Raw genomic sequence first — 11,985 nt, 5'->3', positions numbered from 1 at the left:
GGATCAGCCCCGGCCACCCCGACCGTTGCCGTTGCCGTTGCCGTTGCCGTTGCTGGTCGCGTCAGCGGTGCTGGCGACCTCCACGGCCTCGGCACTGTCGGCCTCGGGGGCGGGAGCGGGGGCAGGGGCGGGCTCGTTCTTGCTCGCCTTGTTGCGCGCGGCGGAGGAGACGGCCTGGCCGTGCTCCCGGCCCGTCGCGAAGCTGGACTTGGCGACCGACGAAACGACCTGTCCGTGGTTCACCGGGGCCGACGGCTCGGCCGGCACCTCGGGGGCCGTGGGCTCCTCGGTCTCCTCCGGCTCCGGCTCGGGGGTCGGCTCGGGCGTCGGCTCGGTGGTCGGCTCGGCCGTGGGCTCCTCGGTCTCCGGCGCCTCGGGGGCGGCCGGCTCCGAGGTCTCCGGGGCCTCGGTCGGGTCAACGGCGCCTGTGGGCTCGGTGACGGCGGTGTCCTCCGTGGTGCTGACCTCCGACGTCGTCGGCTCGGCCGCGGCGGTGACCACCTGGGTGGTCACGGCAGCGCCACCGCCGGCCACGACGACGGCCGTCGCGCCGGCGGCCACCTTGGCGGCCAGTGAGGCGGAGACGGCCTTGGTGAGCAGGCCGGAGAGGAGCGAGAGCACAGGTGACCTCCAGGTCGTGGATCGAGCGTTGCCTGGAGCATCGGCAGCCGGGTGCCCATGGTTGAGTCGCCCGGGTCTCGTATCCCCGATCGAGTGAACGCCGGTCAGCGGGGGAGCGGGATCCAGTACCGCCGGGCGCGGCCCAGCTCGGTGTCCCGGACGTCCTCCAGGAGCCCACCTGCCCGCTCGATCACCCGCGCCGAGGCCTGGTTGCCCTCCTCGCAGGTGAGGAGCACCTGGTCCAGCCGCAGAGCACGGGCCCGGCTCAGCACCTGGCCCAGTGCCCAGGTCGCCACACCGCGCCGGCGGGCCGAGGGGCGGACGCCGTACCCGATGTGACCGCCTGCCCGGAGCAGGAAGTCGTTGAGCTGGTGGCGCAGCGCGATGGCCCCCAGCACGGTGTCGCCCTCGACGATCCACCAGTAGGTGCAGTGCACGAGCCCCTCGGCGATGGGCCGCCCCGGGTCCGACTCCTCGCGCAGCCGTTCGACCCAGGCGGCGAAGCCCTCGGGCGTCTCGACGTCGTCCTCGGGCCGCAGGCCGGCGCCGTCCTCGTGCACCCCGGCGCCCCACTCGCGGTGCGCGGCGAGCCAGGCGACGTGCAACCGCGGAGTCGGCTCGACCAGGTCGGGCACGGGGATCAGTTGGCCATGTCGACGAAGCGGCTGTAGTGGCCCTGGAAGGCGACGGTGACGTTCGCGGTGGGGCCGTTGCGGTGCTTGACCAGCATGATGTCGGCCTCGCCGGCCCGCGGGGACTCCTTCTCGTACATGTCCTCGCGGTGGATCATCATCACCATGTCGGCGTCCTGCTCGATCGAGCCGGACTCGCGGAGGTCGGAGAGCATCGGCTTCTTGTCCTGCCGCTGCTCCGAGCCACGGTTCAGCTGGCTCATCGCGATCACCGGCAGCTCGAGCTCCTTGGCCAGCAGCTTCAGCGCACGGGAGAACTCCGAGACCTCCTGCTGGCGGCTCTCCACCTTCTTGCCCGACGTCATCAGCTGCAGGTAGTCGATGACGATGAGCTTGAGGTCGTTGCGCTGCTTGAGCCGCCGCGCCTTGGCCCGGATCTCCATCATCGTCATGTTGGGGGAGTCGTCGATGTAGAGCGGGGCGTCGGCGATCTCACCCATCCGGCGGGCCAGCTTCGACCAGTCCTCGTCCGACAGCGTGCCGGCGCGCATGTGGTGCAGCGGCACCTTCGCCTCGGCCGACAGCAGACGCATGGTGATCTCGTGCTTGCTCATCTCGAGCGAGAAGATCGCCGCCGGCATGTGGTGCTTCACCGTGGCCGAGCGGGCGATGTCCAGCCCCAGCGTGCTCTTGCCGACACCGGGGCGCGCGGCGATGACCACCATCTGGCCGGCCTGCAGGCCGTTGGTGAGCTCGTCGAGGTCGCGGATGCCGGTGGGGACGCCGCGCGCGGTGCCACCGCGGGAGGCGATGGCGTCCAGCTCGTCCATCGTCGGCTGCAGGACGTCGGCGAGGCGGGAGTAGTCCTCGCTCATCCGCTTCTCGGTGACGTCGTAGATCTCCTGCTGGGCGCGGTCGACGATGTCGTCGACGTCGCCCTTCCCGCCGGCCGCGCCGTAACCGAGCTGGACGACCCGGGTGCCGGCCTCGACCAGCCGCCGCAGCACCGCCTGCTCCGCGACGATCGCCGCGTAGTACCCGGCGTTCGCCGCGGTCGGGGTGGAGGCGATGAGCGTGTGCAGGTAGACCGCGCCGCCCATCTTCGACAGCTGGTCGGTGCGGTTCAGCTCCGCGGCGACGGTGATCGCGTCGGCGGGCTCACCCCGGCCGTACAGGTCGAGGACGACGTCGAAGACGACCTGGTGGGCCGGGCGGTAGAAGTCCGGGCCCGCCAGGACCTCGACCACGTCGGCGATCGCGTCCTTGCTCATCAGCATGCCGCCCAGGACCGACTGCTCGGCAGCGACGTCCTGAGGGGGCTGCCGGTCGTACTCCGGAGCCGTGGCCCTCGGCCTGCTGATGTCGTCGACGACCGCCACGCTGATGTTCTCCTCGTCCCCTGCTCCTGCTGCCGTTCGAACGTGCGTTCGGACAACAGCTACCACCGGGCGCCGACAGTTCGTGCCCGGCGGTAGCTGGGGGTGACGTTAGGAACCCGGGAGGGGGCGCGTCCAACACCGCTGTGCACGCCGATCTGCACAACTTGTGGACAAGTCGGTGGACAGAGGCGGTCACCGTGTGGAGACCGTGGTGGACCCGCGGACGTCGCGTCCCCGCCACCCCCTCGTCACCTGCGCCGGAGCCTCTCCCGGGGTGTGGACAGGAGAAATCCGGGAACTCGTCGCAGAACTCGCCGCCCGGGCGTGTCGGCAGATCCCCGCAGGTCACACGCGTAACGGGTCGGCGGTGGGGACGCCGTCGTCGAGGCTCGGCGGCGCTGCGCGGTGCCGCACGGGTCGGGGGCGCCGTTCACCTGCCGTCCACGGCGGGACGGCGCCCGTGTCGACACGGGAGGACGCCCAGCAGACCCCGGGAACGCCACGAGGGGCGCCGGACCGGAGTCCGACGCCCCTCGTGGGGACAGTGCTGTGGATCAGCCGGCGACGACGTCCACGGTCACCGGCACGGAGACCTCCGGGTGGACCCGCACCGTGACGGTGTGGGTGCCGAGGCTCTTGATGCTGCTGGGCAGCTCGATCCGGCGACGATCGAGCTCCGGGCCACCGGCCGAGGTCACCGCGGCGGCGACGTCGGCGGTGGTGATGCGGCCGAAGAGGCGACCACCGTCACCGGACCGGGCCGGCAGCGTGACGGTCAGCTTCGAGAGCTGACCGGCGACCGCCTGGGCCTCCTCGAGCGAACGCACGTCCCGGGCAGCGCGCGCCCGGCGCAGGCTGTTGACCTGCTTCTCGGCACCACGGGTGGCCAGCATGGCCAGCCCGCGGGGCAGGAGGTAGTTGCGGGCGTAACCGCCCTTGACCTCGACGGTGTCGCCGGAGGAACCGAGACCGGTGACCTCCTGCGTCAGGATCAGCTTCATGGTGCTCATGATCAGCGCGCCGTGGAGGTGTAGGGCAGCAGTGCCATCTCGCGGCTGTTCTTCACGGCCACGGCGACGTCACGCTGGTGCTGGCTGCAGTTGCCGCTGACGCGGCGGGCACGGATCTTGCCGCGGTCGGAGATGAACTTCCGCAGCAGGGTCGTGTCCTTGTAGTCGATGTAGGTCGCCTTGTCCTTGCAGAACTGGCAGACCTTCTTCTTGATCTTGCGGGGGGGAGGCTTGGGCACTTGGGGTTCTCCTGAGAGATCAGTACAGGGAGTTTGTCGGCCCCGTCACAGGGCCCCACGCCGCGCGGAGCGTGGTGTGGGGGGCGACGGGGTCCTTCATCAGAAGGGCGGTTCGTCGGACGACGCCGGCGGGGTGGACCAGGGGTCGCTCGCTCCGCCACCGGAGAAGCCACCACCACCGCCACCGCTGCCACCGCTGTTGCCGCCGCCGCCGCCGAACCCGCCGCCGCCACCCTCGCTGCGCGCAGCGCGGGTGACCTTGGCGGTGGCGTACCGCAGGGAGGGGCCGATCTCGTCGACCTCCAGCTCGATGACGGTGCGCTTCTCGCCTTCCTTCGTGTCGAAGGACCGCTGCTTCAGCCGGCCCGACACGATGACCCGCGAACCGCGGGTGAGCGACTCGGCGACGTTCTCCGCCGCCTGACGCCAGACGTTGCAGCGGAGGAACAGCGCTTCGCCGTCCTTCCACTCCTGCGACTGACGGTCGAAGGTGCGGGGCGTCGAGGCGACGGTGAAGTTGGCGACGGCGGCGCCGGACGGGGTGAACCGCAGCTCCGGGTCGGCCGTCAGGTTCCCGATGACGGTGATGACGGTCTCGCCGGCCATGGTCAGTGAGCCTCGGGGCGCATCAGCTTGGTGCGCAGGATGGACTCGTTGAGGTTCAGCTGACGGTCCAGCTCGGCGACGGCGGCCGGCTCGGCCTGGATGTCGACGATGGCGTAGATGCCCTCGGCCTTCTTGTCGATCTCGTAGGCCAGCCGGCGGCGGCCCCAGATCTCGGTCTTGACGGTGCCACCGGAGTTGGTGACGACGGTCAGGAAACGATCCAGGCTGGGAGCGATGGTCCGCTCCTCGAGCTCAGGGTCGAGGATGATCATCAGTTCGTAGTTACGCACGGAGAACCCCACCTCCTCTGGTCTCAGCGGCCGCAGGGTGTCTGCAGCAGGAGGGTCGTACATGCGTCGCGCGCCCGGACCTGCACGGAGCAGGAGAGGACGCGCACCGGCCAGGCTACCAGTGGGTTCCACCCGCTGTGCCCGGGCAGCGGGAGGCCTAGTCTCCTGCGGGTGGCTGAGCAGCTGATCGGCGTGCACGTCGGACCGGGCCTGACCGAGGAGAACGAGCTGCTGGACGGCGGCCCGCTGGCCCGCGCCGCCGAGCTGGACGCCGACGCGGTGCAGGTGTTCCTCGCCGATCCCCAGGGCTGGAAGGCGCCGAAGCCGCGCCCGGACGCCGAGGCGCTGCTCGGCTCCGACGTCGCCGTGTTCGTGCACGCCCCCTACGTGCTCAACGTCGCCTCGACGAACAACCGGATCCGGATCCCCAGCCGCAAGCTGCTCGGCCAGCACGCCCAGGCGTCGGCCGCGGTCGGCGCTCGGGGCATGGTCGTGCACGGCGGGCACGTGCTGGCGAAGGACGACCCGGCGGCCGGCGTCGACAACTGGCGCAAGACCTTCGCCCGGCAGGCCGACGAGGGCGGCTTCGGCGTCCCGGTGCTCATCGAGAACACCGCCGGCGGGGACAACGCGATGGCCCGCGAGCTCGACGCCGTCGCCCGGTTGTGGGAGGCCGTGGGGGAGTTCGGCGCGGGGTTCGTGCTGGACACCTGCCACGCCTGGGCCGCGGGCTGGGACCTCGCCCGGGTGGTGGACGACGTCCGGGCGATCACCGGGCGGATCGACCTGGTGCACCTGAACAACAGCCGTGACCCCGCCGGCTCCGGTCGCGACCGGCACGCGCCGCTGACCGCCGGGGAGATCCCGCTGGAGCTGCTGGTGGGCGTGGCCCGCGCCGCCGGCGCTCCCGTCGTGCTGGAGACCCCCGGGGACACCGCGGGTCACGCCGAGGAGATCACCCTGCTGCGCGGAGCGCTCGCCGGCTGAGGCCTGCGCCGCAGCGTGAACCGGTCGGGAGCCTGGTCCAGGACGCCGCCGGCGGGGTCGTCGGTGCCCGGCCAGCTGCGCCGCACCAGGTCCCGGTCCGGGGACCACACCTCCCGCACGACCAGCGCCATCAGGACGAGGACGGCGACGTCGCGCACCACCACGGCGAGGTAGAACCACTCCACGTCCAGGCCGTTCTCGTCCGCCCCGAGGTAGTAGAGCATGGTCGTCATCCAGACCAGCACCTCGGTCGCCTGCCAGAGCAGCAGCGAGCGCCACCGCGGACGGGCCAGCACGGCCAGCGGCAGCAGCCACAGCGAGAACTGCGGGCTCCACACCTTGTTCAGCAGCAGGAAGGCCGCGACCAGCAGGAACGCCAGCTGCGGCAGCCGCGGGCGCAGCGGGGCCGCCAGGGCCAGCCAGGCCACGGCCGCGGCCGACAGCAGCAACACCACCGCGACGGTCGTGTTGAGCACCGACGGCGTCTGCCCCTCGGCCAGCGGACCGTCCAGGATCCGGTCGCCGGTCAGGTCCAGGGCGATCGCCCAGATGCTCTCCGGGTTCGCCGGCCGGACGTCGCTGAAGGTGAAGAACCGGGCCCAGTTCTCCGGCGCGACGAGGGCGACGGGCAGGTTCACCGCCAGCCAGGCCGACCCGGCGGCCACGATCGCCGACAGCCACGCCCGCAGCCGGCCGGCGCGCAGGCACAGCACGAAGAGCACGCCGAGGACGATCACCGGGTACAGCTTCGCCGCGACCCCCAGCCCGATCAGCACGCCGGCGATCACCGGGTGCCGGCGCGCCCAGGCCCACATGCCGAGGGTGGTCAGGGCGATGGCCAGCAGGTCCCAGTTGGTGAAGGCGTGCACCAGCAGCAGCGGCGACAGCGCGACCATCGCGGCGTCCCAGGGCCGGCGGCCGGCCAGACCCAGGACGCCACGGGTGACCAGGAGCGCCAGTGCCGACAGCAGCAGACAGGTGACGACGTAGAAGCTGGCCACCGGCACGGTGGAGATGCCCGCCGCGAGCCCGTCCCAGCCCCGCGCGACCACCGCGGCGAGCTGCATCAGCGCACCGGTGAGCACCGGGTACTCGACGGCGGAGTCCAGGTAGGGCACCTGCCCGTCGCCGATCCCGTGGGTGAAGAACAGCGGGACGGCGTCGTTGTAGCAGAAGTGGGTGTACTGCTTGCTGCCCGTCCAGTTGCCGGTGGCGCACGGCGCCTGCTTGGCCCAAGCCAGCCCGAGCACGACCACGGTGAACAGCAGGCTCACCCGCAGCGGCGTCCAGAAGCGGGCGCGCCCGGTGACGGCGTGCCGACCCCAGGGGCCGCCCACCGCCTCGCTGGCCTGGATCGCCACCGGGTCGGTCCAGGACGGCACGATGCGGTCGGGTCCCGGCGGTGCAGACACCTCGGGCCCGCCCCCCGGCTGGTCGGCCGGGACGGACGGGCCCGTCGGTGTCGCACTCACCGGGTCAGTCTGCCTGCTGCCCCGATCAGCCGTTCGGGGCCGTGGTGGACGGTGCCGTCGTCGACGGGGCCGGGGTGACCGGTGTCGGTGCGACCGGCTCCTCCACCACGGGCGCCTCACTGGTGACCGGAGCCGAACTGCTGCTCGGCGCCCTGCTGGGGGCCGGAGCCTGCCTGGTGACCGGTGCCGGCTCCGGCGCCGGCGCCTCGCTCGTGGTCGGGGCCGGGGCCTCCGTCGTCGGCTCCGGGATCCCCCTGCCGGGGTTGCCCTCGATCAGCGCCTTCGACGGCAGTGGCTGCTCCGGCGTGCCCTCGAGCACGGTGTTCATGAACTGCTGCCAGATCTCCCCCGGCAGCCCCGACCCGTAGATGATGTTGCCCCGGGCGTTCGTGATGGCCTCGGTGCCCTTCGCCCCGATCCACACCGCGGTGGAGATCGACGGCGTGTACCCCACCATCCAGGCGTCGGAGTTGTCGGTGCGGTCCAGGCCCTGGGTTCCGGTCTTCGCCGCGACCGGCCGGTTGCCGTCCAGCCCGAGCTCCGAGCTCTCGGCCACATCGGTCAACGCGAAGGTGACGTCGTTCGCCACCTCGGGCGAGATCGCCTGCGTGGAGGCGGTCGTCCCCGTGCCCAGCACCGTCCCGGCGCTGTCGGCGACCGAGGCGACGAAGTGCGTCGCGTGGTGCACCCCACCGGCGGCGAAGGTGGCGAAGCCGGCGGCCTGCTGGATCGGCCGGACCGCGTACTCCCCGATGCCGATCGAGCCACCGGTGGTGTTGGTCGTCGGGATGCTGAGCGTCTCGAACCCGGTCAAATCCTCGGGCACCGTGGGGTCGTCCTGGTTCGGGTCCCACGTCGCCGGGAGACCGGCGATCTCCCGGGCCGTCTCGGCGACCACCTCGGGGCCGACCTCGTAGGCGAGCCCGTAGTACGTGGTGTTCAGCGACCTGGTCATCGCCTCCTTGAGCGTGCAGTTGCCGCACTGCGCGTTGCCGGAGTTGACCACCGGCAGCCCGGGCCGGTCCTCGAACTCCTGCGGCGAGCTGCCGTCGCGACGGGTGCCGACGCTGAAGCCGTTCTCCAGTGCGGCCGCGAGGGTGTACGGCTTGAACGACGAGCCCGGCGGCTTGAGCGCCTGCGCGTAGTCGGTGGTGTCGACAGCCGGGTCCTCGCTGCTGCTCAACGCGTTGCCGTAGTAGGCCAGCACGCCGCCGGTCGCCGGGTCGACCGCGACCAGTGCCTCCTGCAGGTTCTGCGGCTCACCGGCCATCACCTCGTTCACCGCGGCGACCGCGGCGTCCTGCTTGGCCTTGTCCACGGTCGTGGTGATCCGCAGACCGGCGGAGTAGATGTCGTCGCGCGAGTAGCTGAACGGCTGCCGCTCCAGCTCGTCGAGGACCTGGCGCACGATCAGCCCCAGCGGGCCCTCCGGGATGCCGGAGCTGCTGCCGGTGTTGGGCAGCACCGCCGGGTAGGCCGCGGCCTCGCGTGCCGCGGCGTCCAGCCAGCCCTGCTCGACCATCGCGTCCAGGACCGGGCCCCAGCGCTGCTTGGCGCCCTCCGGGTTGGTCTCCGGGTCGTTGGCGCTGGGGTTCCGGATGAGCACGGCGAGCACCGCGCCCTGCTCGGGGGTGAGCTGCGCGGCGGGCACCCCGAAGTAGGTGTTGGCCGCCGCCTCGATGCCGTACGCCCCGCGCCCGAAGTAGATGGTGTTGAGGTAGTTCTCGAGGATCTGCTCCTTTGAGTACTCGTTGTCCAGCTTGACGGCGAGGAAGAGCTCCTTGAACTTCCGGCTGAACGTCTGGTCGGAGGTCAGGAAGGCGTTCTTCACGTACTGCTGGGTGATGGTGGAGCCACCCTGGGTCGAGCCACCGGTCAGGTTGTTCCACGCCGCCCGCACGATCCCGGTGAAGGAGATGCCCGGGTCGGTGTAGAAGGCCCGGTTCTCCGCGGCCAGGATGGCGTTCTGGGCCGGCTCGGAGATCTGCGCCAGGGTGACGTTCGTCCGGTTCTCGTTGCCCAGCCGGGCCATCTCGGTGACGCCGTCGGCGTAGTACACGACCGTCGTCTGGTCGTTCTGCACCGACTCCGGCGTGGGCACCTCGGTCGTGGCGTAGACGACACCGACGAAGACGCCGAGCAGCACCAGCATGCTCAGGAACAGCCCGGCGAGCACCTTCAGCCAGCGCCGGCGCTTCGGCTTCGCACCCTTCTTCTTGCCACCACCGGGCGGCCGGCTGCTGCCCCCGGGCCGCCGACCGCCCGTCGGCGGCTTCGCCGGGGGACGGCCACCACCGCTGCCGCCACCGGACCGGGCCGCCGGACGCCCCCCACCGTCACGGGCCGCCGTCGTCCGGGCCCGGGCGGCCGGTGGGCGGCGGACGCCGCCGGCACCACTGCCGCCGGAGCCGGCGCGGGCCCGGGCCGGCGGGGGACGGCGGACCGCGCCGCCACCGGGGGTGACGCGGGCGGTCTCGTCGTGGGGAGGCACGCGGTGGGCCCCTTCCTGCAGGTCGTGGGGTGCTCAGGCGCCGGACTGCTCGCGGTGCCTGCGCGCCCAGGGTGGCGTCTTCAGCTGTGTGTCGGCTGGGAGCGCGTCAGCTCAGCCGGGCGGGACGACGCCTGGCGGCGGTCCTCGCGTGGTGCGCGTCCCGGCGACCCAGTGCGTGGTCCACCACCGAACGACGTCCGGGCACGGCCGCCAATGTACGCACTGACCAGCGGTTCACGACCTCCTCCACAGGTCGACATGGGACGGATGGGACACCCGTCAACTGGCTGTCCGACTTGCGCGCAGTGCAGCGCTCAGATGTATCGTGCCGATACATCGATCCGGTGAACGCCGGCAGACCAGGAGGTGGCGCCGTGCTCGAGTTCGCCATCCTGGGCCTGCTGCAGCAGTCGCCGATGCACGGTTACGAGCTCCGCAAGGAACTGGCCGCCGTCCTCGGTGGGCTCCGGTCGATCTCCTACGGCTCGCTCTACCCGGCGCTCAAGCGCCTGCAGGCGGCCGGCCTGATCGCCAGCGACGACCCGACCCCGCGGTCCCTGCTGCCCGCCGACGCCCCGGCGCTCACCGGCCGGCGCGGGAAGGTCGTCTACGCGATCACCGCCGAGGGCAAGGAGCGCTTCGCCGACCTGGTCAGCCAGACCGGTCCAGAGGCCTACGACGACGAGGGCCGGTTCGGCGTCCACCTCGCCTTCTTCCGGCACACCGCCGCCGACGTGCGGCTGCGCATCCTGGAGGGCCGCCGGCGCACCGTTGAGCGCCAGCGCGACCGGCTCATGGACTCGCTGCGCCGCACCCAGGAGAAGCTCGACCGCTACACCCTCGAGCTGCAGCGGCACGGCCTGGACTCGGTCGACCGCGAGGTCCGCTGGCTCACCGAGCTCATCGACAGCGAACGCGACGACGCACGCGCCGAAGCGGCCCGGGCTGAGCAGTCGCCCACCCGTACCCCCCCAGCGCAGACGCCCACCCCGCCCTCACCACCGAACGACGTCACCACCTGAGCTGCACCACCTGAACCACTGCACCGCACCCATCGCACACAGTCCGGACCCGGCTCGGGTCCGTCGGAGGGAGTCAGTCCATGGCATCGGTCAAGGTCGCCATCGTCGGCGTCGGCAACTGCGCCGCGTCGCTCGTCCAGGGCGTCGAGTACTACCGGGACGCCGACGAGACCGCGTCGGTCCCCGGCCTCATGCACGTCCGGTTCGGCGACTACCACGTCTCCGACGTCGAGTTCGTCGCCGCGTTCGACGTCGACGCCAAGAAGGTCGGCCGCGACCTCTCCGAGGCGATCGTCGCCAGCGAGAACAACACCATCAAGATCGCTGACGTGCCGCCGCTGGGCGTCACCGTGCAGCGCGGCACCACCCTCGACGGGCTGGGCAAGTACTACCGCGAGATCGTCGAGGAGTCCGACGAACAGCCGGTCGACATGGCCGCCGCGCTCCGGGAGTCCGGCGCCGACGTCGTCGTGTGCTACCTCCCGGTCGGCTCCCAGCAGGCCGCGGAGCACTACGCCCAGGCCGCGATCGACGCCGGCGTCGCCTTCGTCAACGCGCTGCCGGTCTTCCTGGCCGGCACCAAGGAGTGGGCGGACAAGTTCACCGCCGCCGGGGTGCCGATCGTCGGCGACGACATCAAGAGCCAGGTCGGCGCCACCATCACCCACCGGGTGCTGGCCAAGCTGTTCGAGGACCGCGGCGTGCAGCTGGACCGCACGATGCAGCTCAACGTCGGCGGCAACATGGACTTCAAGAACATGCTCGAGCGGGAGCGCCTGGAGTCCAAGAAGATCTCCAAGACCCAGTCGGTCACCAGCCAGGTCGACCGGGACATGGGCAAGGGCAACGTGCACATCGGCCCGTCGGACCACGTGCCGTGGCTCTCGGACCGCAAGTGGGCCTACGTCCGCCTGGAGGGCCGCGCGTTCGGCGACGTCCCGCTGAACCTGGAGTACAAGCTCGAGGTCTGGGACTCCCCGAACTCGGCCGGCATCATCATCGACGCCGTCCGGGCCGCGAAGATCGCCCTGGACCGCGGCATCGGCGGGCCGATCCTGTCCGCGTCGTCCTACTTCATGAAGAGCCCGCCGGAGCAGTACAGCGACAGCGAGGCCCGGGACGCCGTCGAGGCCTTCATCCGCGGCGACATCGAGCGCTGACAGCAGGAGCACCGAACGGCCCGCACCCCTCACCGGGTGCGGGCCGTTCCGCGTCCGGGCCCGGCCCGGCTCCTAG

At 71.7% G+C, this 11,985-nt stretch carries 12 protein-coding genes; 3 read left to right on the top strand and 9 right to left on the bottom strand.

The genetic code is table 11. The features are described 5' to 3' along the window. Positions 1-3: 3 nt before the first annotated feature. The 7 genes from O2W15_RS05765 to rpsF form a co-directional block, all read right to left on the bottom strand. The gene (locus tag O2W15_RS05765; protein WP_269178715.1) at positions 4-621 is read right to left on the bottom strand and encodes a hypothetical protein; all 618 of its coding nucleotides are present in this window, start codon (positions 619-621) and stop codon (positions 4-6) included. Between the two features lie 104 nt (positions 622-725). Beyond that, on the bottom strand, positions 726-1,256 hold the full coding sequence (locus tag O2W15_RS05760) for a GNAT family N-acetyltransferase (protein WP_269178714.1): 531 nt from the start codon (positions 1,254-1,256) through the stop codon (positions 726-728). A 5-nt stretch (positions 1,257-1,261) separates the two neighbouring features. After that, the gene (gene dnaB / locus O2W15_RS05755; protein WP_269178713.1) at positions 1,262-2,632 is read right to left on the bottom strand and encodes a replicative DNA helicase; all 1,371 of its coding nucleotides are present in this window, start codon (positions 2,630-2,632) and stop codon (positions 1,262-1,264) included. 554 nt (positions 2,633-3,186) lie between these two features. Beyond that, entirely contained in the window at positions 3,187-3,633 is a 447-nt protein-coding gene (gene rplI / locus O2W15_RS05750; protein WP_269164127.1) for a 50S ribosomal protein L9, read from the bottom strand. An 11-nt stretch (positions 3,634-3,644) separates the two neighbouring features. After that, entirely contained in the window at positions 3,645-3,881 is a 237-nt protein-coding gene (gene rpsR / locus O2W15_RS05745) for a 30S ribosomal protein S18 (protein WP_036333041.1), read from the bottom strand. Positions 3,882-3,980: 99 nt separating this feature from the next. Continuing rightward, the gene (locus O2W15_RS05740; RefSeq protein WP_269157708.1) at positions 3,981-4,487 is read right to left on the bottom strand and encodes a single-stranded DNA-binding protein; all 507 of its coding nucleotides are present in this window, start codon (positions 4,485-4,487) and stop codon (positions 3,981-3,983) included. A gap of 2 nt (positions 4,488-4,489) precedes the next feature. Further along, positions 4,490-4,777: a 30S ribosomal protein S6 gene (rpsF, locus tag O2W15_RS05735; protein WP_036333081.1), complete on the bottom strand. Its 288-nt coding sequence runs from the start codon at positions 4,775-4,777 to the stop codon at positions 4,490-4,492. A 171-nt stretch (positions 4,778-4,948) separates the two neighbouring features. Here rpsF and O2W15_RS05730 point away from each other — a divergent pair, with 171 nt between their 5' ends. Further along, positions 4,949-5,764, top strand: a complete 816-nt coding sequence (locus O2W15_RS05730) for a deoxyribonuclease IV (RefSeq protein ID WP_269178712.1) — start codon at positions 4,949-4,951, stop codon at positions 5,762-5,764. On the opposite strand, the gene O2W15_RS05725 is transcribed toward O2W15_RS05730, so the two are convergent. Next, complete coding sequence (locus tag O2W15_RS05725; protein ID WP_269178711.1) at positions 5,719-7,236, bottom strand: glycosyltransferase family 87 protein; 1,518 nt, start codon at positions 7,234-7,236, stop codon at positions 5,719-5,721. The two genes, O2W15_RS05730 and O2W15_RS05725, sit on opposite strands and share 46 nt — an antisense overlap. Positions 7,237-7,261: 25 nt before the next feature. Beyond that, the gene (locus O2W15_RS05720) at positions 7,262-9,727 is read right to left on the bottom strand and encodes a transglycosylase domain-containing protein (RefSeq protein WP_269178710.1); all 2,466 of its coding nucleotides are present in this window, start codon (positions 9,725-9,727) and stop codon (positions 7,262-7,264) included. Positions 9,728-10,101: 374 nt separating this feature from the next. Between O2W15_RS05720 and O2W15_RS05715 the strand changes: the two genes are divergently transcribed. After that, a complete protein-coding gene (locus O2W15_RS05715) occupies positions 10,102-10,749 on the top strand; it encodes a PadR family transcriptional regulator (protein WP_269178709.1) in 648 nt (215 codons plus the stop codon). Positions 10,750-10,829: 80 nt separating this feature from the next. Beyond that, positions 10,830-11,909 carry an inositol-3-phosphate synthase gene (locus O2W15_RS05710; RefSeq protein ID WP_269178708.1) on the top strand — a complete coding sequence of 360 codons (1,080 nt, stop codon included), beginning with the start codon at positions 10,830-10,832 and terminating at the stop codon, positions 11,907-11,909. Positions 11,910-11,985 lie beyond the last annotated feature (76 nt).

Source organism: Modestobacter sp. VKM Ac-2979 (genome assembly GCF_026967995.1).
In the GTDB taxonomy this organism is placed as follows: Bacteria; Actinomycetota; Actinomycetes; order Mycobacteriales; family Geodermatophilaceae; genus Modestobacter.
The sequence above is the reverse complement of the archived record's forward strand: the minus strand, read 5'-3'. Positions and strand labels throughout refer to the sequence as shown.